General features: G+C 70.1%; 17 protein-coding genes. 3 read left to right on the forward strand and 14 right to left on the reverse strand.

Features of this window, described 5'->3' with window-relative positions; translation table 11 throughout:
- The 11 genes from EFY87_RS14910 to mraZ all read right to left on the reverse strand — a co-directional run.
- Positions 1 to 237 (reverse strand): hypothetical protein (locus tag EFY87_RS14910; RefSeq protein WP_148043360.1); only part of this gene is annotated, 237 nt, incomplete at its 3' end.
- A gap of 289 nt (positions 238 to 526) precedes the next feature.
- The gene (gene murC, locus EFY87_RS14915) at positions 527 to 1,969 is read right to left on the reverse strand and encodes a UDP-N-acetylmuramate--L-alanine ligase (RefSeq protein WP_123272287.1); all 1,443 of its coding nucleotides are present in this window, start codon (positions 1,967 to 1,969) and stop codon (positions 527 to 529) included.
- Between the two features lie 99 nt (positions 1,970 to 2,068).
- Positions 2,069 to 3,244 carry a UDP-N-acetylglucosamine--N-acetylmuramyl-(pentapeptide) pyrophosphoryl-undecaprenol N-acetylglucosamine transferase gene (locus EFY87_RS14920; RefSeq protein ID WP_123272288.1) on the reverse strand — a complete coding sequence of 392 codons (1,176 nt, stop codon included), beginning with the start codon at positions 3,242 to 3,244 and terminating at the stop codon, positions 2,069 to 2,071.
- 22 nt (positions 3,245 to 3,266) lie between these two features.
- On the reverse strand, positions 3,267 to 4,508 hold the full coding sequence (gene ftsW / locus EFY87_RS14925) for a putative lipid II flippase FtsW (protein ID WP_123272289.1): 1,242 nt from the start codon (positions 4,506 to 4,508) through the stop codon (positions 3,267 to 3,269).
- On the reverse strand, positions 4,505 to 5,974 hold the full coding sequence (gene murD / locus EFY87_RS14930; protein ID WP_123272290.1) for a UDP-N-acetylmuramoyl-L-alanine--D-glutamate ligase: 1,470 nt from the start codon (positions 5,972 to 5,974) through the stop codon (positions 4,505 to 4,507). The genes ftsW and murD overlap by 4 nt, the downstream gene beginning before the upstream one ends.
- Complete coding sequence (gene mraY, locus EFY87_RS14935; protein ID WP_123272291.1) at positions 5,967 to 7,070, reverse strand: phospho-N-acetylmuramoyl-pentapeptide-transferase; 1,104 nt, start codon at positions 7,068 to 7,070, stop codon at positions 5,967 to 5,969. Before mraY ends, murD begins: the two co-directional genes overlap by 8 nt.
- A gap of 51 nt (positions 7,071 to 7,121) precedes the next feature.
- On the reverse strand, positions 7,122 to 8,531 hold the full coding sequence (locus EFY87_RS14940; protein WP_123272292.1) for a UDP-N-acetylmuramoyl-tripeptide--D-alanyl-D-alanine ligase: 1,410 nt from the start codon (positions 8,529 to 8,531) through the stop codon (positions 7,122 to 7,124).
- Between the two features lie 7 nt (positions 8,532 to 8,538).
- Positions 8,539 to 10,515 (reverse strand): peptidoglycan D,D-transpeptidase FtsI family protein, encoded by a 1,977-nt coding sequence (locus tag EFY87_RS14945; protein ID WP_245988666.1) that lies wholly within the window; start codon positions 10,513 to 10,515, stop codon positions 8,539 to 8,541.
- Positions 10,516 to 10,533: 18 nt separating this feature from the next.
- Positions 10,534 to 11,241: a cell division protein FtsL gene (ftsL, locus tag EFY87_RS14950; RefSeq protein ID WP_123272294.1), complete on the reverse strand. Its 708-nt coding sequence runs from the start codon at positions 11,239 to 11,241 to the stop codon at positions 10,534 to 10,536.
- A gap of 61 nt (positions 11,242 to 11,302) precedes the next feature.
- A complete protein-coding gene (gene rsmH / locus EFY87_RS14955; protein WP_123272295.1) occupies positions 11,303 to 12,343 on the reverse strand; it encodes a 16S rRNA (cytosine(1402)-N(4))-methyltransferase RsmH in 1,041 nt (346 codons plus the stop codon).
- Positions 12,344 to 12,478: 135 nt separating this feature from the next.
- Complete coding sequence (mraZ, locus tag EFY87_RS14960; protein WP_123272296.1) at positions 12,479 to 12,913, reverse strand: division/cell wall cluster transcriptional repressor MraZ; 435 nt, start codon at positions 12,911 to 12,913, stop codon at positions 12,479 to 12,481.
- Between the two features lie 399 nt (positions 12,914 to 13,312).
- Between mraZ and EFY87_RS14965 the strand changes: the two genes are divergently transcribed.
- From EFY87_RS14965 to EFY87_RS14975, 3 genes are read left to right on the forward strand one after another with little or no spacing between them, the layout of a single operon-like run.
- A complete protein-coding gene (locus tag EFY87_RS14965) occupies positions 13,313 to 14,329 on the forward strand; it encodes an AAA family ATPase (RefSeq protein ID WP_123272297.1) in 1,017 nt (338 codons plus the stop codon).
- Positions 14,329 to 15,612, forward strand: a complete 1,284-nt coding sequence (locus EFY87_RS14970; RefSeq protein ID WP_123272298.1) for a DUF58 domain-containing protein — start codon at positions 14,329 to 14,331, stop codon at positions 15,610 to 15,612. The genes EFY87_RS14965 and EFY87_RS14970 overlap by 1 nt, the downstream gene beginning before the upstream one ends.
- Positions 15,609 to 17,924, forward strand: a complete 2,316-nt coding sequence (locus EFY87_RS14975) for a transglutaminase TgpA family protein (protein WP_123272299.1) — start codon at positions 15,609 to 15,611, stop codon at positions 17,922 to 17,924. Before EFY87_RS14970 ends, EFY87_RS14975 begins: the two co-directional genes overlap by 4 nt.
- Before the next feature lie 675 nt (positions 17,925 to 18,599).
- Here EFY87_RS14975 and EFY87_RS14980 read toward each other — a convergent pair.
- From EFY87_RS14980 to metX, 3 genes are all read right to left on the reverse strand, one after another.
- Positions 18,600 to 20,033, reverse strand: coding sequence for an RNA polymerase sigma factor (locus EFY87_RS14980; RefSeq protein WP_123272382.1), 1,434 nt, complete (start codon positions 20,031 to 20,033; stop codon positions 18,600 to 18,602).
- Between the two features lie 331 nt (positions 20,034 to 20,364).
- Positions 20,365 to 20,745 carry a universal stress protein gene (locus EFY87_RS14985; protein ID WP_123272300.1) on the reverse strand — a complete coding sequence of 127 codons (381 nt, stop codon included), beginning with the start codon at positions 20,743 to 20,745 and terminating at the stop codon, positions 20,365 to 20,367.
- 79 nt (positions 20,746 to 20,824) lie between these two features.
- Positions 20,825 to 21,982, reverse strand: coding sequence for a homoserine O-acetyltransferase MetX (metX, locus tag EFY87_RS14990; RefSeq protein WP_220093653.1), 1,158 nt, complete (start codon positions 21,980 to 21,982; stop codon positions 20,825 to 20,827).
- Positions 21,983 to 22,008 lie beyond the last annotated feature (26 nt).

Consider the following 22,008-nt stretch of genomic DNA (forward strand, 5'->3'; position numbering starts at 1 on the left):
GTCGATCCCGCGCGGAACATCCCGGGAGGTTTGCTGCTCGTGCAGGTGGACGGTGATCCGGGCTTGCCGGGCGGTGATCGCGTTTTTCAGTTCCTCCAACGCCCGTAGTTCGGCCAGCAGGTCGGTGTCAGCATCCGCACTGATGGGTGCGGTCAGCTGGTCGCGGAACGCGGACACCACAGCAACACCGAAAACGGTCACGCCGTCTCCCGCACTGGTTTTCGTGGTGTCGTCCATGTGTTCGAGTATACCCGAATCCTATTCGGATGCACCACTTTTCGCGGCAATTTGTTGTCCACATCCCGCCAGTTCCGGGCGGGTTGTGCACAGATCCTGGCCGGCATGCCCCTGTGCTGACTGGCCGAGTAGGGCGAGCCGCTAGGCGAGCCCGTATCGAGGTCAGCCACACCTTCGACACGCTCCTCCGCCCCGGCTGACCTCGATACGCTCCCCCGCTACTCGGCCAGCCGACCGTTTGCATAGCGCTCCCCGCTACTCAGGGCACGGCCGAGGGCGCCCCCGGCCGTCACCCCAGCGCCGCAAGCAACCGCGGGCCGAGGGTGGTGATGTCACCCGCACCGACGGTGAGCACCAGATCGCCGGGGCGCACCCGGTCGAGCGTCGCCTGCAGCGCCTCGTCGAGCGTCGGTGCATAGACGATCTCGGACGCCGTCACCTGGTCGGCAACGAGCGCGCCGGTCACGCCTGGCACGGGCGCCTCGCGGGCCGGGTAGACGTCCAGCACGACGGCGACGTCGGCCAGCGACAGCGCCGCCGCCAGCCCGGTCGCGGCATGCTGGGTACGAGAGAAGAGGTGTGGTTGGAAGACCACGAAAAGCCTTCCGCCGTCACGCAATCCGAGCCCGGCACGCACCGCGGCGTCCAGCTTGTCCGGGTTGTGCGCATAGTCGTCGATCACCCGCACGCCACCCGCCCCGCCGCGCGGCTCCAGCCGCCGGGCCGAGCCGGCGAACTCGCCGAGCCCGGCAACGACCTGCTCCAGGTCGAGCCCGAATCCCTCGGTCAACGCGAGGGCCACGCCGGTGGCGTTCTGCAGGTTGTGCGCGCCAGGCACCTTGAGCCGCAAGGGGATCCGGCCGCCGGTAGCCGGCAGCAAGGTCGCCGACCAGTCGAAGCCGGAACCGGACTCGTCCACCATGCGCAGGCCGGCGTCAGAACTGCGGCCGTACGTGACCACCCGACGGCCCAGCGCCCGGTGCCGCTGGGCAAGCGCGGACGCGCCCGGGTCATCCGCGCACGCCACGAGCAGGCCTCCCTCGCGGATCGTGTCCGCGAAGTCGGCATACGCCTCCCGCAGCCGCTCCGACGTGCCGTAGAAGTCGAGGTGGTCGTCCCGCACGCTGGTCACGATGGCGACCTGCGGGTGGTAGACGACGAACGACCCGTCGCTCTCATCGGCTTCTACGACGAACGAATCTCCCTGTCCCACACCGGAATTGGCCCCGATGCCGGCGATCGGGGCACCCATCGCGAACGACGGGTCGGCGCCCACCGCACGCAGTGCCACCACGGCCATCGCGCTCGTCGTCGTCTTGCCGTTCGCGCCCGCCACCGCGAGCGCGGCCCGGCCGGCCAGCAGTATGCCGAGGGCCTGCGCCCGATGCAGCACTCGCAGCCCGCGGGCCCGCACAGCGGACAGCTCCGGGTTGTCCTCCGCGATCGCCGAGGACACCACGACCACGGCGTCGTCCGGGATCCGCTGCGCGTTCTCGGCGGTCTGCCCGACCCACACCTGCGCACCGGCAGCGGCCAGCTCGTCCAGCACCGCGCTGTGCGCGCGGTCGGACCCGGACACCTGCACCCCCGCGGCGAGCAGCAGCCGGGCGACCCCCGACATACCTGATCCACCGATGGCGATCAGGTGCGCCGCGCGGATGTCGGCCAGGCGCGGCACCGGTGCTGCGAAATCGAAGCGGCGATTGACGCCGTCGGGCTCATTGTCCGGCATGTGCTCGATCCTTCCTTCACGATTGACGGCTGAACCGGCCGGTGACGCCGCTGCTGCGCCGTCAATGACGGTTTGCGGGGTCAATGGCGGAAAACACCGTCAGCGGGCGGGTGCGCTCGCGGCCTGCTCGATCATGTCGACCAGCCGCTCGTCGGCGTCACCGTGGCCCTGTGCCCGGGCCGCCTCCGCCATACGCGCCAGGCGAGCCGGGTCCTTCGCAAGCGGCACGACCTGCTGCTCGATGTAGTCGGGGGTGAAGTCGTCGTTGTCCACCAGCAGCGCTCCCCCCGCGGCGACGACATCCGCCGCATTGAGCCGCTGCTCGCCGTTGCCGACCGGCAGCGGCACGAACACCGCAGGCAGGCCGATCGTCGAGGTCTCGCAGACCATGTTGCCGCCGGACCGCGCGACCACCAGGTCGGCGGCGGCATACGCGAGGTCCATCCGATCGGCATACGGCAGCACGACATACGCCGGATCGATACCCCGCGAAGTTTCTCCTCCGCTTCGCTCCCCCGAATACTTCGCGGGGACCCCGCCCCTATCCAAGGTGGTCACGACGTCCACCTCCTTGCCCTTGCCGGTGACATGCAGCACCTGCACCCCGGCAGACCGGAAGGCACCGGCCGCCGCAGCGACCGGCTCGTTGACGCGCACCGCGCCGCTGGACCCACCGGTCACCAGGACCGTCGGCAGGTCACCGTTCAGGCCAAACGCCTCCAGCGCCTCCCGGCGGATCGCCCGCCGATCGAGGCGGGTGATCTCGCGACGCAGCGGCATGCCGAGCACCTGCGCACCGGGCAGTTTGGTGACCGAGAACGCGGTCGCGACATACGGGGTGAAGCGTGCGCCGAGTTTGGTGGCCATCCCGGCCAGCGCGTTGCCGTCGTGGACGACGATCGGCACGCGCAGCTTGCGCGCGGCCAGGAAGGCCGGCGGGCTGACGTAGCCGCCGAACCCGACAACCGCGTCCGCGTCGACCTCCTGGATCAGCGCCGCCGTGTCCCGCCGGGCACCGCGCAGCTTCGCGGGGAAGTGCACGGCCTCGGCATTCGGGCGGCGCGGGAAGGCGGCCTTGTCGATCAGCCGCAGGTCGTAGCCACGCTCCGGCACCAGGGTCTCCTCCATGCCGCCGTGCGAGCCGAGCACGGTGATTTGCACGTCGGGGTGGCGCCGCCGCAAGGCGTCCGCTGTCGCCAGCAGCGGGGAGATGTGTCCGGCGGTGCCGCCACCGGCCAGCACGACGGACTTCAGCGATCGGGAAGCGGCAGTCATGGACGTATTGTGCCGGGCGCGCTCAGCGACGGCCGAGCGGGAGCACCGCCAGCGTGCGCTTGACCGCGCTCGGCCGGGCCGCGAGAGCGGCCTTGCAGGCGGGCTCGTTGCGCGCGAACGAGATCACCATGCCGAGCGCGAACAACGTGGTGACCAGCGCCGACCCACCGGAGGACACCAGCGGCAGCGGGACACCGATGATCGGCAGCAGGCCGGTCACCGACCCGACGTTGATCATCGCCTGCACCAGGATCCAGGCCATCACACCGGCCGTGGCGATCCGGACGAAGAAGTCCTTGCTCGTGACGATCAGCCGGTAGCAGGCATAACCGAGTGCGACATACAGGGCGATCACCGCGAGGGTGCCTGGCAGCCCGAGCTCCTCGCCGATGATGGCGAAGATGAAGTCGTTGTGCGCCTCCGGCAGCCACGACCACTTCTCGCGGCTGGCCCCCAGGCCGACGCCCCACCAGCCGCCGTCGGCCATCGCGTAGAGGCCGTGGACCTTCTGGTAGCAGCCGTCCGACTGTGCGTTGATGCAGGTCCCGAGCCAGGCGTCGAGGCGCCCGCTGCGGTTGCTGTTGGTCGCGACGAAGGCCAGCGCGACGGCCGCCGTGAGAGCGCCGAAGAACGCGAACACGCGCAGCCGCACCCCGGCCACGAAGAGGATCGCGCCGGCGATCGCGGCCAGCACCATCGTCGTGCCCAGGTCGTGACCCAGCAGCACCAGCCCGAGCAGCACAATCGCCAGCGGGAAGACGAACGGGATCAGCACGTGCCGCCACTCGCCGAGCACCTTGCGCTTGCGGGTCAGGATCATCGCCCCGACCAGAATGATCGCGATCTTGCCGGCCTCCGACGGCTGGACCGTGAAACCGCCAAGACCGATCCAGTTGCGGTTGCCCTGCACGGTGCGGCCGATCGGGGAGAAGACCGCCATCTGCAGCAGGACCGCCCCGGCATACGCCGGCAGGGCGAGCAGCCGCCACCAGCGCACCGACACGCGTGTCGCGGCGCCGGCCGCGATGACGCCGATCACGGCATACATCGCCTGGTTCTTGAAGACGGTGTATGACGAACCGCTCGCCTGGTATGACGTGACACTCGACGCCGACAACACCATCACCAGGCCGAAAAGCAGCAGCATGCCGGTGGCGCCGAGCAGCAGGTAATAGGGCGCGACCGGGGACTCCAGGCGCCGCAGCAGCGCCTTCGGCTGGAAGCGCGACAGGTCGAGGGAAGCCGGCTGGCTGGGCGCTGTCATGCGCGCCCGAGTTCGCGCACGGCGGCGGCGAACGCGTCGCCGCGGGCGCCGTAGTTGTCGAACATGTCCATCGACGCGGCAGCGGGCGCCAGCAGGACCACGTCACGAGGCTGAGCGAGCGCGCGCGCTGCACGGACAACTTCGGGCATGGCTCCAGTGTCGGTGCTGGCGACCTCGACCACCGGGACATCCGGCGCGTGTCGGCGCAATGCCTCCGCCAGTTGCTCGCGGTCCCGGCCGAGCAGCACGACTCCCCGCAGATGCGGCGCCGCGGCCCGCACCAGGTCATCGACGTCGGCGCCCTTGAGCAGGCCACCGGCGATCCACACCACGTGCTCGAACGCGGTCACCGAACCGCGTGCCGCGTCGGTGTTGGTCGCCTTCGAGTCGTCGACGTAGCGCACGTCGTCGACCGTGCCGACGGTCTGCACCCGGTGCGGTTGCGGGGTATAGGCGCGCAGCCCCGCCTGCACGGCGGCCGGCGCGACGCCGAAGGAGCGGGCCAGCGCCGCGGCCGCGAGGGCGTCGGCGACGTAGTGCGGTGCGGGGGGCACTCCCCCGATGGACAGGTCGTCGAGCGTGCCGAGTTCGGCGGCGCTGGTGCGCCGGTCGTCGACGAACGCCCGGTCCGCGAGCACGTCGCCGACCAGCCCGACCATCGAGATCTCTGGCATGCCGGTGGTGAAGCCGATCGCCCGGCAGCCCTCCACGACCTCGGCCTCCATCAGCAGTTGCTCGGTCGTCGGATCCTGCACGTTGTAGACGGCGGCGACCTGGGTGCGCTCGAAAACACGGCCCTTCACGCGACGGTATTCGTCATACGACCCGTGCCAGTCGAGATGGTCCGGCGCCACGTTGAGCAGGCACGAGGAGTATGGCGAGACGCTGCTCGACCAGTGGATCTGGAAACTCGAAAGCTCAACGGCCAGAACGTCATACGGCTCGGGGTGCAGCACCGCCTCGAGGATCGGGGTGCCGACGTTGCCGGCCGCGACCGCGCGCAACCCGGCGGCGCGCAGGATCGACTCCAGCATGGTGACGGCGGTCGTCTTGCCGTTGGTGCCGGTGATGGTCAGCCACGGCGCCGCACCCTCGGCGGGGCGCATCCGCCAGGCGAGCTCCACCTCGCCCCACACGGGTATGCCGCCCGCGGCCGCCGCCCGCAGGAACGGATTCGACGGCGGCACACCCGGCGACGTGACGACCAGCTGGGTGCCCTCTGGCGGCACCGCCGGCACGTCGTCGCCGAACAGCACGGTGGCGCCGAGAATGTCCAGGACCCGCGCGCGCTCCTCCATCACCGGGGAACGGTCGCGGCTGACCACGGTCACGACCGCGTCGCGTTCGAGCAGCGCATCCGCGGCGGCAAACCCCGACACACCCAGGCCGACGACGACCACCCGCAGCCCCGGCCAGTCGCCCCCACCGTGGGACAAGTCACGGCCGTCCACCCCGGTCTCAGACAACTCCGCCCACGACCCACTCGGCGTAGAAGATCGCGAGGCCGGCGGCGACGCACAACCCGCAGATGATCCAGAAGCGGATCGTCACGGTGACCTGTTCCCAGCCGAGCATCTCGAAGTGGTGGTGGATCGGCGTCATCCGGAACAGCCGCTTCCCGACGCCGCCGTTGCTGCGCTTGGTGAGCTTGAAGTAGCTCACCTGCAGCATCACCGACACGGTCTCCAGCACGAACAGCCCGCCGATGATGACCACGAGCAGCTCGGTGCGGGTGGTGATTGCGAGGCCGGCCAGGGCTCCGCCGAGCCCGAGCGAGCCGGTGTCACCCATGAAGATCTTCGCCGGGGAGGCGTTCCACCACAGGAAGCCGAAACAGGCACCCATGACGCACGCCGCGACCACGGCCAGGTCCAGCGGATCGCGCACGTTGTAGCACTTCGCGACATGGTGGAACTGACAGTTCTGGTTGAACTGCCACACGCTGATCAGCACGTAGGCGCCGAACACCATCACCGAGGCACCGGTCGCCTGACCGTCCAGCCCGTCGGTGAGGTTCACCCCGTTGCTGGTGCCGGCGATCATGATGTTGGCCCAGATGACGAAGAGGATCACGCCGAGCACGGTGCCGTGGAAGGCGAGGTTGATCCAGGTGTCGCGCACGAACGAGATGCGATAGCTGGCCGGGGAGACGCCGCCGCGGGAGAACTTGGTGGCCAGGATCGCGAAGATGACCGCGACCACCGTCTGACCACCCAGCTTCTGCACGGAGGTCAGCCCGAGCGAGCGCTGGTGGGAGATCTTCAGCCAGTCGTCCAGCCAGCCCACGAAGCCGAGGCCGACCATCAGGAACAGCACCAGCATGCCCGACGCGGTGGGCGGATCCCAGGTGAACAGGTGTGCCAGCACGTAGCCGAGCACGCTCCCGGCGATGATGACGACACCGCCCATCTGGGGGGTGCCGCGCTTGGTGTGGTGGCTGGTCGGGCCGTCGTCGCGGACGAACTGCCCCCAGCCCTTCGCCCTCGCCAGGGAGATGAAATAACGAGTGCCGACCAGCCCGACGATCAGCGCGACCAGTGCGCCGATGAGAACCAGCTTCACCGCTCACCCCCGTGCGGGAGCAGAGCGGTCGGGACGGGCGGCGTGCCGGGCCTACGCATGCGTCGGTCCATTGTCTTGGAGGTACCCACCTTGCTCGAGAGTGATCCGGTCGCCCAGGAAACGCAGCCCGGAGTCGCGACTGGACTTGAAGAGTATGACGTCTGACGACGCGAGAAGTTGCATCACCGCGCCGTGAGCTTCCTCGACGTCTGCGACACGGCGCACGCTCACGCCACCGGCCTCGGCGGCCGCCGCGATCGGTTCGGCTCCGGCACCGACCGCGATCACGACGCCGGCTCCGGTCTGCGCCGCAGCCACCCCGACCTCGCGGTGCGCCTGCTCACTGAAGTTGCCCAGCTCGCGCATCTCGCCTAGCACCGCGATGGTGCGACGCCCGCGCCCGATGCGCTGCAGCGCACGCAGCGCGGCGAGCATCGAGTCGAGGTTGGCGTTGTAGGCGTCGTTGATCAAGGTCACTCCGCCGGGCAGCTGGTGCACCTCCATGCGCCACCGGCTCACCGGCTGAGCGCCCGCCAGCCCGGCCGCGATCTGCTCGGGGGCGGCGCCCAGCTCGCGCGCCGCCACCGCGACCGCCAGGGCGTTGCCGACCTGGTGCTCACCGTGCAGCCCGAGCCGCACCGGCAGCGGCTCGCTGCCGTCCAGGCCGAGGATCGTGAACGACGGCCGGTCCTGCTCGTCCAGGCTGACATCGGCGGCACGCACCTGCGCATCCGCGCCCAGCCCGACCGTGACCACGCGGGCACTGGTGCGCGCGGCCATCGCGGCAACGCGCGGGTCGTCGGCGTTGAGCACCGCGACGCCGGAGTCCGGGAGCGCCTCGACCAGCTCGCCCTTGGTCTGCGCGATCGCCTCGACCGACCCGAACTCGCCGACGTGCGCGGTGCCGACGTTCAGCACGATGCCGATCGACGGTGGCACGATCTGCGTCAGGTAGGCGATGTTGCCGAGATGGGTGGCGCCCATCTCGGCGACCAGGAAACGCGTGGTGGGGGTGATCCGGCATACGGTCAGCGGCACGCCGACCTCGGAGTTGTAGGAACCCACCGGCGCGACCGTCTCGCCGAGCGGCGCGAGCACCTGCGCCAGCAAGTCCTTGGTCGAGGTCTTGCCGGAGCTGCCGGTGATGCCGACGATGCGCAGCGCCGGGTTGCGGTCGACCACCGCGCGTGCCAGCGCGCCGAATGCTTCCTGCACGTCGGCCACGACGACGGTGGGTATGCCGGCCAGCTCCCGCGACCCCAGCACCCCGACGGCGCCCGCCGTGACCGCGGCCGGCGCGTAATCGTGCCCGTCGGCGTGCTCGCCGGCGCGTGCGACATACAGGCTGCCGGGCGCGGCCTCACGCGAGTCGGTGACGACGGGTCCGTCGACCAGCCGGTCGTCACCGTGCAGCGTGCCGCCGGTGACTGCGGCGATGTCGTGAAGTGTGAACGCGATCATGGTCTGGTCAGGGCTTGCGCGTGCTCGACGGGTCCCACGTCAGCGGGTATGGCGCGGGCTGCTTCTGACCGGCAGGAACCCGGCCGTGCTGCAACGCGTAGCTCATGATCTTGGCGAACACCGGCCCCGCGATGTTCCCGCCGAAGGTGCCGTTCTCCGGCCGTTGCAGCACCACCGACACGATGTAGCGCGGGTGGTCGGCGGGCGCGAACCCGATGAACGACGCGGTCACCCCGTCGTAGTGGCCGACGGCGGCGTCATAGCGGTTCGCGGTGCCCGTCTTGCCCGCCACGGCATACCCGGGGACCGCGGCCATCGGCGCCGTACCGGTCTTGGACACGATGCCTTCCATCATCTTGGTCATCAGCGAGGCGGTCGATGCGGAGATGACGCGGGTGGCCTTGCGGTGGTCGACCGGCGCCTTGTAGTCGTTGCCCTGGCCGATGCCGGCGATCAGCTTGACCGGCTCCTTCACGCCGCCGTTGGCGACCGTGGCGAAGACGGACGCCTCCTGCACGGCGGTGCTGGCCAGGCCCTGGCCGAACATGACGGTGAAGCGCTGGGTCGCGTTCCAGTCCTTGTATGGCGCCAGCACCCCGCTGGACTCACCCGGGTAGCCGAGCCCGGTGGTCTGCCCGAGGCCGAACGCCCGCATGTACTTGTAGAGGGTCGCGGCCGGCAGTTTGCCACCCTCGATCATCGTCCCGATGTTGCTCGACTGCGCGAGAACCCCTGACAGCGTGAGGTATTCGGTGCCGTGCGGCTCCGCGTCGTGGAAGCTGGTGCCTGCGCGCATCAGCCTCGGCGGCACGACGACCGGCGTCGTCGGAGTGGCCTTGCCCTCGTTGAGCAGGGCCGACATGGTGATGATCTTGCTGGTGGAGCCGGGCTCGTACGCCTGGGTGAACGGGGCGGACAGCAGCTCGTTCGGCCTTGCCGCCGCCACGTCGCTGTTGTCGAAGCTCGGGTAGCTCGCGACCGCCTTGAGGTTCTGCTGGGTGTCCATGATCACGACCTCGCCGGACAGCGAGTCGGTCTGCTTCACCGCGGCAGTAAGCGCATTCTGGGCATACCACTGCAGGTCGTTGTCGATGGTCAGCTTCACGTTGTCGCCGTTGACCGCAGGAGTGTCCTGGTTGTCGCCGGTCGCGATCGCCGTGCCGTCGGGCGCCTGCTCGTAGACGTGCTTGCCGGGCGTGCCGTTGAGCGCCGTCTGCTCCATCAGCTCCACCCCGCCGGCACCCTGGCCGCTGCCGTTGACCCAGCCGAGCAGCGGTGCGAGCGCGGTGCCCTGCGGGTAGTTGCGCTGCGTGCTCGCGACGGGGATGACGCCGGGTATGCCGAGCGCGGCGATCTGCTTCCACTGCTGGGGCGTGATGCTCTTGGCCAGGTAGAGGAAACGCGACTTGCGCTTGTCGGCAGCCTGCATCGCCGCCAGCAGCGGCTGCGGCTGAACACCGAGGATGTCGGCGATATCGGTGGCCGCGCCGGCGAGGCCGACCTGCACGACCTGGTCCTTGATCTGCTTGCGGTAGGTGACTGTCGCGGTGGGGTCGTCGGTGACGTCGACCCGGTCCACGCTCGACGCCAGCACGACCCCGTTCGAGTCGACGATCGAACCGCGCTGGGCGGGTATGACGGTCGACCGCAACCGCGAGTCGAGCGCCTTCGACGCCATGCCCTTGGCGTTCAGGCCCTGGATGCGCAGCAACTGCGCGGCGAACAGGCTGAACACGATAAGCGTGACCACCATGATCCCCCGGGCGCGGCGACGCGGGTGCCCCACGCCGAGCGACACCGGACGACGCGGCTGACGCGGTGGCGGGGTGTCGGCCTTCGGCCGTGGCGGCCGCTGGGACTGGGCCGCGGACGGGCGGCCCGGGCGCTGCGCCGTGCCGCGCTGGCGGCCGCGGCCCTTGGCTGCCTCCCGGGTCGCGCCGCTCGAACGTGGCGGCTGCGCACCGGGCCGGCGGGACGTGGTCACGGGTTACCTCACGGTCGGTTAGTTGGCGGGCGTGGTGAGCGAGGGACTGCTCGTGGCCGTCGGCGTGCCGGTCGTCGGCTTCTCGGCTTTGCGGTCCTTCGCGGATGTAGTTGCGGTGCCGTGCTTTTCGGACTTCTTCGCAGCCTTGCCGGACGCTGTGCCTGCCTTCGACTTCGCCGCGGCCGGGTGGTGCTTCGAGGCCGGCTTCGGCTTGGTCACCAGCAGGCCGGACGACGCGGCGCTGACAGCCTCCGCCGCAACCTGCGAGGCGGGTGTCGTCGGAAGCGTCTCCACCGTAAGTGCCGAATCCTTCGCCGACCGTTTCGCCACGCCGAGGAGCTTGCCGTCGGACGCGCGGACGAACCGGGTCGTCGTCGCCTGGACGAGCCCCATCCGCTGCGCCTGCAAAGCCAGCTGTTGCGGAGCAGACATCGCGTCGATGTCGCCGGACAGCGCCTGCTGCTGGTCGGTCAGCGACGACGACTGCGACTGCAGGTTCTGCGCCGCGAAGGACTCCTGCGCCCGGTCGGTGTTCAGCAGCAGCAGGCCGATCAGGCCACCGACGAGCAGCAGCACGCACAACAGCACGAAACCCACGCCGGTGTGCTCGGCGGCATCCTTGGCCTCGACCACGCGCAACCGCGGTGGCTGCGCGGCCGGGCGCGCGGGACGGGTCGGTCGATCGGCCCGGCTCGCCGGACGCGGCAGTGCTGTCAACTGACTCATGCACACCCCTCCTTCGTCGGTGTGTGCATTCGCCCCGAGCCCTCTGATCGCTCGCTCATGACTACCGGAGTCCCTTCAGTCTGGACTGCTGAACCCCACGGCTTGTGGGGAGGATACGTTCGGCGGCACGCAGCCGCGCGGACGCCGCGCGGGGGTTGCCGGAGATTTCGTGGTCGGTCGGCTGTTCGGCGCCACGGGTCAGCAACCGCAGGTATGGCGCGTGCTCCGGCAACTCGACCGGCAGCCCGGGCGGCGCGGTGCTGGTAGCACCGGCCGCTAGCGTGCGCTTGGTGATCCGGTCCTCGAGCGAGTGATAGGAGAGGACCGCGACCCGGCCGCCGACCGCGAGCGCGTCGATCGCCGCCGGCAGTGCTGCCTCCCAGGCCGCGAGCTCGCCGTTGACCTCGATGCGCAGCGCCTGGAACGTGCGCTTGCCCGGGTGACCCCCACTGCGCTGCGATGCCGCCGGTATGGCGCGACGCAGCAACTCGACCAGCCGGGCCGAGTCGGTGAACGGGGCCCGTTCGCGCTCGCGCACGACGGCTCCGGCGATCTTGCGGGCGAAACGCTCCTCGCCATACGTGCGCAGGATGCGTTCGAGGTCGGCCGCGGCGTACGTGTTGAGGACGTCGGCGGCGGTCGGCCCGGTGGTCTGGTCCATCCGCATGTCCAGCGGTGCGTCCACGCTGTAGGCGAACCCGCGCCCGGTCTCGTCCAGTTGCAGGGAGGAGACGCCGAGGTCGAAGAGGGCGGCGTCGATCGACGTCACGCCGCGTTCGGCGAGCACGGGAATCGCCTCGTCATAGACGGCATGCACCGGCTGGAAGCGCGAGCCGTATGCCGCGAGTCGCTCCCCCGCCAGGTCCAGCGCCTGGGTGTCGCGGTCGACGCCATACACGGTGGCCTGCGGGCAGGCCGCGAGGATCGCCTCCGTGTGTCCGCCCATGCCGAGCGTGCCGTCGAGGAAGACCGCGCCGGGCGCCTCGAGCGCGGGAGCGAGCAGCGCGGTGATGCGGGCGGCGAGCACCGGGACGTGCCGGTCGGCGGCGCCTCCTGCGGTCACACCCTGCTCCTTGTTCGCGATGCGAGTGTCGATCGTCATGCGTCGTGCTCCGCGGTGATCCCTGGCTCTTTCTGAACCCTGGTCCCCAGCCGCTCCCAGCTCTCTCGCCGGTTCCGGCACCGGGGAAGGTGTGCCGGAGGACGTCGGGAGTGCCGAGCGGATGGAGGCCGGGGGTCAGAACAGCCCGCCAGGAATCACCTCCTCGCCCTGGTCGGCGAAGTCGTCCTCGGTTGCCGCGAGGAAGTCGTTCCAAGCCGTGGTGTCCCAGACCTCGACCCGGTTGCCGGTGCCGATGACCGTGCAGTCCTTGGTGAGGCCGGCGTATTCGCGCAGCACGGCCGGGATGGTCACGCGGCCCTGCTTGTCCGGGATCTCGTCGGATGCGGCGGACAGCAGCACACGCTGGAAGTTGCGCACGGCCCGGTTGGTGACCGGGGTGTTGTTCATCTCGGCGGCGAGGCGCTCGAAGTCGGCCATCGCGAAGACGTAGAGGCAGCGTTCCTGCCCCCGGGTGATGACCAGCCCGCCGGCGAGCTTGTCGCGGAACTTGGCGGGCAGGAAGAGGCGGCCCTTCTCGTCAAGCCGGGGGGTGTGTGTGCCGAGAAACATGCACGCCACCTCCTCCTCGATCCCTGACCCGCGCGCCGCAGCTCACCAACTGGCCCCACCGTACTCCACTTTCCCCCACCTGTCGCCCCTCGCCCGCCGTGACGCGTGCCGTTGCCGTTCGTTTGCGCAGGTCAGCGCCGTGGAGCGGAGTGGAGCGAGCAGCCGAAGCGATTCCCCCAGGTGCGGGTCCGGATCGGCCCGGTATGGCGTCCCGGACCGCTCTCTCGGCCGTATGACGGCGCCCATCCCGCCACCGGGAGCCCCTGGGGACCACCCGGTGGAGCGAAGTGGAGCAACGGATGGCAGGCTGCAGCGGCCGGCACGACACAGACAACGATTGGGTTGCGGTCGTTGCCGGAATGAGGTGACCCAGCGGCACACATCAGGCAGGATCGACACATGTCCTTCACCACCGACACCGGCTCGGCGCCGCACGCCGCGGCCGCCGACAACCCCGGGGACCGGACCAGCATCGACGAGGTGCGGCAGGTCGCGGGCGCCATCCACCAGGCGGTGTCCTCGGTCATCGAGGGCAAGTCGGATGTCATCCGCACCGCGGTCGTCGTGCTGCTCGCGGGCGGCCACCTGCTGCTGGAGGACGTGCCCGGCGTCGGCAAGACCATGCTGGCCAAGGCGCTCGCTCGGTCGATCGACTGCCCGATGCGCCGCATCCAGTTCACGCCCGACCTGCTGCCCAGCGACGTCACCGGCGTGAGCGTCTTCAACCAGGACAGCCGCACCTTCGAGTTCCGCCGCGGCGCGATCTTCGCCAACATCGTCGTCGGCGACGAGATCAACCGGGCGTCGCCGAAGACCCAGTCGGCGCTGCTGGAGTGCATGGAGGAGGGCCAGGTCACCGTCGACGGCGACACCTACCGGCTGCAGGCGCCGTTCCTCGTGATGGCCACCCAGAACCCGATCGAGATGGAAGGCACCTACCCGCTCCCGGAGGCGCAGCGCGACCGCTTCATGACCCGCATCTCGATGGGCTACCCCACGCCGGCCGCGGAACTGGAGATGCTCGACGTGCACGGCGGGATCTCGCCGCTGGAGCGGCTGCAGCCGGTGACCGACGGCGCGACCGTCGCCCGGATGGCGGCCCGGGTGTCGGCCGTCCACGCCAGCCCGGCGCTGCGCCAGTACATCGTGGACCTCGTCGGCGCCACCCGCGGCAGCAGTGCGCTGCGACTGGGCGCATCACCGCGCGCGTCGTTGCACCTGCTGCGTGCGGCCCGCGCGGGTGCCGCACTGGACGGGCGCGATCACGTCATACCCGAGGACGTGCAGCGGCTCATCGAGCCGGTGCTGGCCCATCGGGTGATCCTGTCGAGCGACAACCAGCACCTGCATCGTGGGGTCGGCGGTGTGCTCACCGAGATCGTGCGACACGTGGCGGTGCCCTCCGGCGCACGCTGATGGTGCAGGAGCGGCCACACACCTTCACCGGCCTGGGACGCGGATTCCTCGCCGCCGGTGTCGTCCTGGCGATCACCGGTCAGGTGCTGGGTTTCGAGGACATCGTGCGGGTCGGAGTGCTGTTGCTCGCGCTGGCGATCGGGGCGCTGCTCTTCGCGCGGCGGCCGGCGCCACGCCTGGACGTGCGCCGGGTGGTGACACCTCCGACCGCCACACCCGACGAACGCGCCGAGGTCGAGGTCACCTTCACCAACGTCGACACCCGCTCCAGCCGCCTCTACCTGGCGGAGGAACGCATCGACTACGTGCTCGGCGACCGGCCACGTTTCGTCGTCGCCCGGCTGGAGCCCGGTGCCGCCCGGCAGGTGCGGTATGTCGTACGCAGCCACCTGCGCGGCCGCTACCAGCTGGGGCCGGTCACCCTCACCCAGCGCGACCCGTTCGGCCTGACCCACGTGACCCGGGCACTGACCAGCACCGACGAGTTGCTGGTGCTGCCGCGCGTCATACCGCTCGGTGCCAGCCACCCGCCCGGATCCGGTGTCGGCAACGACGGCGAGACCCCGCAGATGATCGCGCTGCACGGCGAAGAAGATGTGTCGATCCGCAACTACCACGACGGCGACGACCTGCGGAAGGTGCACTGGCCGGCCACCGCGCACCGCGGCCAGCTGATGGTGCGGCAGGAGGACCGGCCGGCCCGCAGGTCGGCGCTCGTGCTGCTGGACTCGCGTACCTCCGCGCACGCCGGCACCGGCGCGGCCAGCTCGTTCGAGTGGGCGGTCAGCGCCGTCGCCTCCGTGCTCGTCCGGCTGGACGAACTCGGCTACCGATCCCAGCTGATCACCCGGGAAGCGTTGCGCGCCAGCCACACCGACCTCATCGAGCGCTCCACGCCCCAGATGATCGAGGACCTGGCATCCGCCGAACTCGGCGCCGACGAAGACTTCACCCAGGTGCTGTCCGCCGCGCTCGACCAGGTCGCAGCCGGCGGCCTCGCCGTCGCTGTCGTCGCCGCGGGCGACCAGGACACCGCGATCGAACTCGCCGGACTGCGTCAGCCCGGCGCCGCAGCACTCGGCTTCGTGCTCGACCCGGCGACCTTCGCCCACGCCAGACGGGACGACGCGGTGGACGCCGCACCGAGTGAGGCCGCCCGCCGGGTGCGCGACCAGCTGGCCGCCGCGGGCTGGCGGGTGGTCATCGTCCACGCCAAGCTGCCGGTCCTGGACGCCTGGACGACCGTCACGAACAAGGCGCTGGTGCAAGTGGGTTCGCTGTGATCGCCCGCGCCCGGCTCAGCGAAGCCGGTCTGGCGGTCATCGCCTCGATCGTGGCGACGTGGCCGCTCACGACGCTGCTGCAGGGCGGCGGCTGGCTGTGGGCGTTGATACTGCTCGTCGTGTTCGTCGGCCTAGTCGGTGCCGGGGTGCGGATGACGAGGGCCTCGGCGGGGGCGATCCTGTCGGCGCAGCTGGTCGCGCTGATCGTCGTCGTCATACTCCTCAACGTCCACGATCACCTGGACTCCGGCTTCCTGCAGGCCGTCGGCGATCTGGTCCGCCAGGCCGACGACACCGTGCGCGAGTCGCGCGCGCCCGCGCCCGTGACGCCCGGCCTACTCATGATGCTCGAAGTCATCGTGCCCGGGCTGGCGATCGGGGTGGACTTCCTCGCCGTGACGTGCCGGCAGCCGGCGCTCGCCGGGGTCCCGATGATGGTCATCTACCTGCTGTCCACCTCCAACAGCGGCGACGCACTCAACCCCGTCTTCTTCATCCTGCTCGCGGCGTCCTGGCTGATCCTGATCGCGCACGGCGGCGGGCTGCTCGTCCGGACCTGGTCGTCGGTGCGCGCTCGCGCCCTGACACCGACGCTGCACGAGGACCAGCTGGGCATCGGCGGTATGGCGTCCGCGGCGCGCGTGCTCGGCATCGTCACGATCGTGCTCGCGCTGATCGTGCCGGTGCTGATCCCCCGGTCCGCTCCGCACTACTTCGCCAAGGGCCTGGGACACGGCGGGCACGGCAACGGCACCGGCGTCGTCGCCTTCAGCACGACCGTCAGCCTCGCGAAAGACCTGCGCAGCACCAACGGCACGCCGGTGCTGAACTTCCGGACCAGCGACCTGTCGCCGCCACCGCTGCGGGTCACCGCGGGCGGCACCTACTCCGACGGCGAGTGGTCCGGGTTCCCCAGCTCGGGAAACCTCACCCAGGAGCGGAACGGTGCGGTGATCCCCCGGTCCGACGGCGTGGCCACGAGCCGCACCGAGACGACCGAGAGCATGCAGATCACGAACAACACCATGCGGGCCCCGGACGTGCCCGCGCCATACCCGATCTCGCTCGGCAATTTCGGCGCGACGCAGTGGGGCGTCTCGGCACAGACCGGACAGCCCTACGTCGCCAAGACGGTCAAGGACTATTCGGTCAGCTACTACATCCCGCAGCGCTCCGCATACCGGGCGGGCGTGCAGGTGTCCACGGGCAGTTTCGGCAACGAGCTGGAGCTCGACCCCAGCTCGGCGGGCCGCGTGCGTGCGCTCGCCCGGAAACTGGGCGGCGGCAACTCGTTCGACGAGGCAGTGCGGATCCAGAACTACTTGCGCTCGGACCTGTTCACCTATTCGCTGACGCTCGCCCCGCGCCGGACGGTCGACGGCAGGAAGCTGGACCCGCTGTCCAACTTCCTGGTCACCCGGCAGGGATACTGCACGCAGTTCGCCACGGCGATGATCATGCTGGCGCGTGCCGACGGCATACCGGCCCGGATGGCGCTGGGTTTCCTGCCCGGTGTCCCCGCGCCAAACGGCCTCTACACGGTGACCCAGTCCAACGCGCACGCCTGGCCGGAGCTCTACCTGGACGGCATGGGGTGGACGCGGTTCGAACCGACACCCGGCGACCGGTCGGGAGTCCCCCCGTCATACACCACCACCGTGGACGCGGGCCATGGCGGCGGTCACGTCCCGGGGCAGCGCTCCAGCACGACCGCACCGTCCCAGCGGCCGTCCGTCTCGTCCCACCCGGCACCGATCGTGACCTCGCCGCAGCATTCGACCGGCGGGCCGCGGTACCCGCACCTGCTGCGCGACCTGCTGATCGTGCTCGCTGTGCTGCTCGTCGGCCTGCTCGGCGCGCTGGTGCTGCCGCTGCTGGCTCGCCGCCAGCGTTCCGCGATCAGCGCCCGCCTGCGCGAACACCAGCCGGTCGAGGCGCAGTGGCAGGTGCTGCAGACGCAGCTGCACGACCTCGGCATACCGCCTCCCGAGTCGGAGGGTTCGCCACGCGCCATCGAACGCCACTACCGGTCGCGCGCCGTGCTGCCCGACGAGGGCGCCGCTGCCCTGCACTCGGTCATCCAGTCCCTGGAGGACGAGCGGTATGCCGCGCCCGGCACCGCCGAGGTGACGATCGACCGGCAGGCACAGCAGGTGCTGCGCGACATCCGGCGGCAGCAGTCGTGGGTGCAGCGCTTCGGGTCGACCATCCTGCCCGGCACCGGCCGCGCCGCGTTCGGCCGCGGCTTCCGGCGGGCGATCGACTGGCCGTTCCAGGTCATCTTCCGGCAGCCGCGCGACGGCGATCGGTAGGAGAGCCCGGCGGCGAGCCGGCAACAACACGCGGTGGGTGAGCGATCAGGTGGGGTCGGCCGTCCCGAAAGCTCGACCGTCGCGACTCCGGGACGCCCCCTGCCCGGATTCCCGTCCCGAACCCTCGACCGTCGCGACTCCGGGACACCCCCGGCACTGGATTTCCGCCCGCGAATCGGCGCGCTCGCGAGTTTGATGCTCCAGTGGGCAGTCACTGGCGAGTATGACGAAATACCCACCAGTAACTGCCCACTCGGGCCACTTCTCGCGTATCCCGCCCCGAAAGCCCCGCCCAACCAGCGACCGTTGCCGGTTACGCACCGTCAGCCCGGATTCCCGTCCCGAACCCTCGACCGTCGCGACTTCGGGACACTCCAAGCCCAGATTCCCGTCCCGAACCCTCGACCGTCGCGACTTAGGGACACCCCAAGCCCAGATTCCCGTCCCAAACCCTCGACCGTCGCGACTTAGGAACACCCCAAGCCCAGATTCCCGTCCCAAACCCTCGACCGTCGCGACTTAGGAACACCGAACTGGCCGCCCGCGACAAACCCCACCCACCCCGCTGACGCGGAGAGGACGACGGGCAGTGGAAAGGCCCGCGACAGAAAAGGCCCGCGACGAACTGTTCGTCGCAGGCCTTTCCGATGCCGCGAGGAGTCGCAGCACGAAGACTCAGTCCAGGTAGTCGCGCAGGACCTGCGAGCGCGATGGGTGCCGCAGCTTGCTCATGGTCTTGGACTCGATCTGGCGGATCCGCTCACGCGTCACGCCATACACCTTGCCGATCTCGTCTAAAGTCTTCGGCTGGCCGTCGGTCAGGCCGAAGCGCATCGACACGACGCCGGCTTCCCGCTCGGAGAGCGTGTCGAGCACCGAGTGCAACTGCTCCTGCAGCAGGGTGAAGCTGACCGCATCGGCCGGCACCACGGCTTCGGAATCCTCGATCAGGTCACCGAATTCGCTGTCGCCGTCCTCACCGAGGGGGGTGTGCAGCGAGATCGGCTCACGCCCGTACTTCTGGACCTCGACCACCTTCTCCGGAGTCATGTCGAGCTCCTTGGCGAGCTCCTCCGGGGTGGGTTCGCGACCGAGATCCTGCAGCATCTGCCGCTGGACGCGGGCCAGCTTGTTGATGACCTCGACCATGTGCACCGGGATGCGGATGGTGCGGGCCTGGTCGGCCATTGCGCGGGTGATGGCCTGACGGATCCACCAGGTGGCATAGGTCGAGAACTTGTAACCCTTGGTGTAGTCGAACTTCTCGACCGCACGGATCAGACCGAGGTTGCCCTCCTGGATCAGGTCGAGGAAGAGCATGCCGCGGCCGGTATAGCGCTTCGCCAGCGACACGACCAGCCGCAGGTTGGCCTCGAGCAGGTGGTTCTTGGCCTTCTTGCCGTCCTGCGCGATCCACCACAGCTCGCGCTTGAGCTTCATCTCGATCTTCTCGCCCGAGTTGAGCTTCTCCTCGGCGAAGAGGCCCGCCTCGATGCGCTTGGCGAGTTCGACTTCCTGCTCGGCGTTGAGCAGGGCCACCTTGCCGATCTGCTTGAGGTAGTCCTTGACCGGGTCGGCGGTCGCACCGGCGGTGACGACCTGCTGCGCGGGCGCGTCGTCCTCGTCGTCCTGGCGCAGCACGAAACCGCCGGACTCGGTCGCCTCGTCCTCCGGTGCCGGTGCCGGCTCTTCCTCGTCCGCCTTCGGGCTTGCGGACGCCGCCGTCTTCTTGGCCGCTGCGGTCTTCCTGGCTGCGGTCTTCTTCGCGGCCGGGGCGGCAGCAGCCGCCTCGGGCTCGGCCTTCTTGGCTGCGGTCTTCTTCGCGGCAGTCTTCTTCGCCGCGGGCGCGTCGGCGTCGGCCTCGGTCTTCGCGGCCTCCGCCTTCTTGGCGGCCGTCTTCTTGGCCGCTGCCTTGGTCGCGGTGCCCCGGCGAGTCGTGGTGGTCGCCACGGCGCGGGCGGCGTGTTCGGTGTCCAGGGTCACCGCGATGCCACGCTCGTCAAGTGCCCGCAGCACGGTCTTCATCCGCTGCGGTGCGATCTGGCCAGCTTCCAGAGCCGACTTGAGCTGTGAGCTGTCGATCGAGCCGTTCGTGAGGCCCGCGGCCATGAGCTCCTGCAGGGCAGGATGGGCGAACTCCGCCGGCAGGGCCGGGGCTCCGGGGGTTTTCGACACTGAGTCCACCAACTACCTTCCAAAACTGTCGGCCCGCAGGGTTCACGGACACCACTACGTTGCCGTCCGGGGACGACGGCTGACCGAGGTTGGGTTGCGATGCGTCCGCTGAACCGGGCTGGTCCGACCCGGCTGCGAACGCTTCTTCACCATTATAAAACGACTCCGGGCGTGGATCATTCCATTGCCCCGCCCGAACACCTCAGTGTGGCATTCGCCATACGGCGAAAAGTACTGGAATCAAAGAGTTTTAGGCTGCCAGTGGCTATTCTGCCGGCTTCACCGCAAGCACTGGGCAGGCCGCGTCCAGCAGGATCCGTTGCGCATTTGCGCCCAGGATCAGCTTGCCGACCGGTGACCGGCGGCGCAGGCCGATCACCAGAAGGTCGGCGCTCTCCTCCTCGGCGATGCGCAGGAGCTCGTCGGTGACGTCCTGCCCGGCGGGCACGGAGCGCACTTCGTAGCTGACGTCGCGTCCCGCGAGTTCCTCCAGTGCGGCGCGCACATCGGGCGTCTGTTCGCCGTCGCTGTCGTGCACGGAATCGACCACGACCAGCGGAGTGCCTCTCCCCGCCGCCTCCACGGCCGCGCGATGCAATGCGGCGGCGCCTTCTTTGGTCGGCACGAACCCCACGACGACGGCCACTGCACGATCACCTCTCCCGGTCCCGGACTCACCGGCGACGCTACCGGACGTCGCGCCTGCGCGGGCAGGTGGCACGTACTCAGCCGGCCGCAAGCACCGCGGATCGGTGCCGGCGGGCGTCGGCAACGGTCTCCCGGACGATCGCGCCCACCTGCCCGGTCTCGATGAGGAAACCGTCGTGCCCGTGGGCTGAGCGCATCAGCCGCACGCACCCGCGTCCGTATGCCGTGACCATCTCTTCCGACAGCGCGACCGGGAAGAGCCGGTCGCTGTCGACCGCGGCGACCCGCAGCAGTCCCGGGTAGGACCCCAGCACCTCGGCGAGGCTCCCCCGCCCGCGCGCCACGTCGTGCGTCGCCATCGCCCCGGTCAGGTGCATGTAGGAGCCGGCGTCGAACCGCCCGACCAGCTTTCCGGCCTGGTGGTCCAGGTAGCTCTCGACCGCGAACCGGCCGTCGCCGAGCGGATCCTCCGAGCCCTGCGCACGAGTGCCGAACCGGTCGTTCAGCTCGTCGGCGCAGCGATAGGTCGTGTGCGCGATCCGGCGGGCGATCCCGAGCCCGGTCTCCGGGATCCGGCCGGTGCCGTAGTAGTCACCACCGCAATAGTCGGGGTCGGCGGCAATCGCGAGCTGTTGCGCCTGCCCCCACGCGATCTGATCGGCCGTCGCATGCGCGGCACTGGCCAGGACGAGCGCCGCGCGGGTGCGGCCGGGCCGGCCGGCGACCCACTCGATCGCCCGCATGCCGCCCATCGAGCCGCCCAGCACCAGGGACCATGCGTCGATGCCGAGCGCGTCCGCGACCGCTGCCTCGACCGCGACCTGGTCACGGATCGTCGTCCGCGGGAAACGCGAGCCCCAGGCCTGGCCGTCGGGAGCGATCGAGCCCGGGCCGGTGGTCCCACGGCAGCCACCGAGCACGTTGATCGCCACGACATACAGCTCATCGGAGTCCAGCGGCGCACCCGGTCCGATCAGCCCCGGCCACCAGCCGGGCGTCGGCTGACCCGGGCCGGCGTCGCCGACGACGTGCGAGTCGCCCGTGAGCGCGTGCTCGACCAGCACCGCGTTGTCGGCGCGCGGCGCGAGCCGTCCCCACGTCTGGAAGCTGACCACGACTTCCGGGAGAACTGCCCCGCTTTCGAGCTCGACGTCGACCAGGCTGATCGCTCGTGCGTCCGGGTTGGCGCCGGGCGGCGGAGCGCACCACCTGGTCGCGGGATGTATGACGGTCACCGGCCGCTCCTTCGCCCCAAGGGGGC

The organism is Flexivirga caeni, from assembly GCF_003724155.1.
In the GTDB taxonomy this organism is placed as follows: Bacteria; Actinomycetota; Actinomycetes; order Actinomycetales; family Dermatophilaceae; genus Flexivirga; species Flexivirga caeni.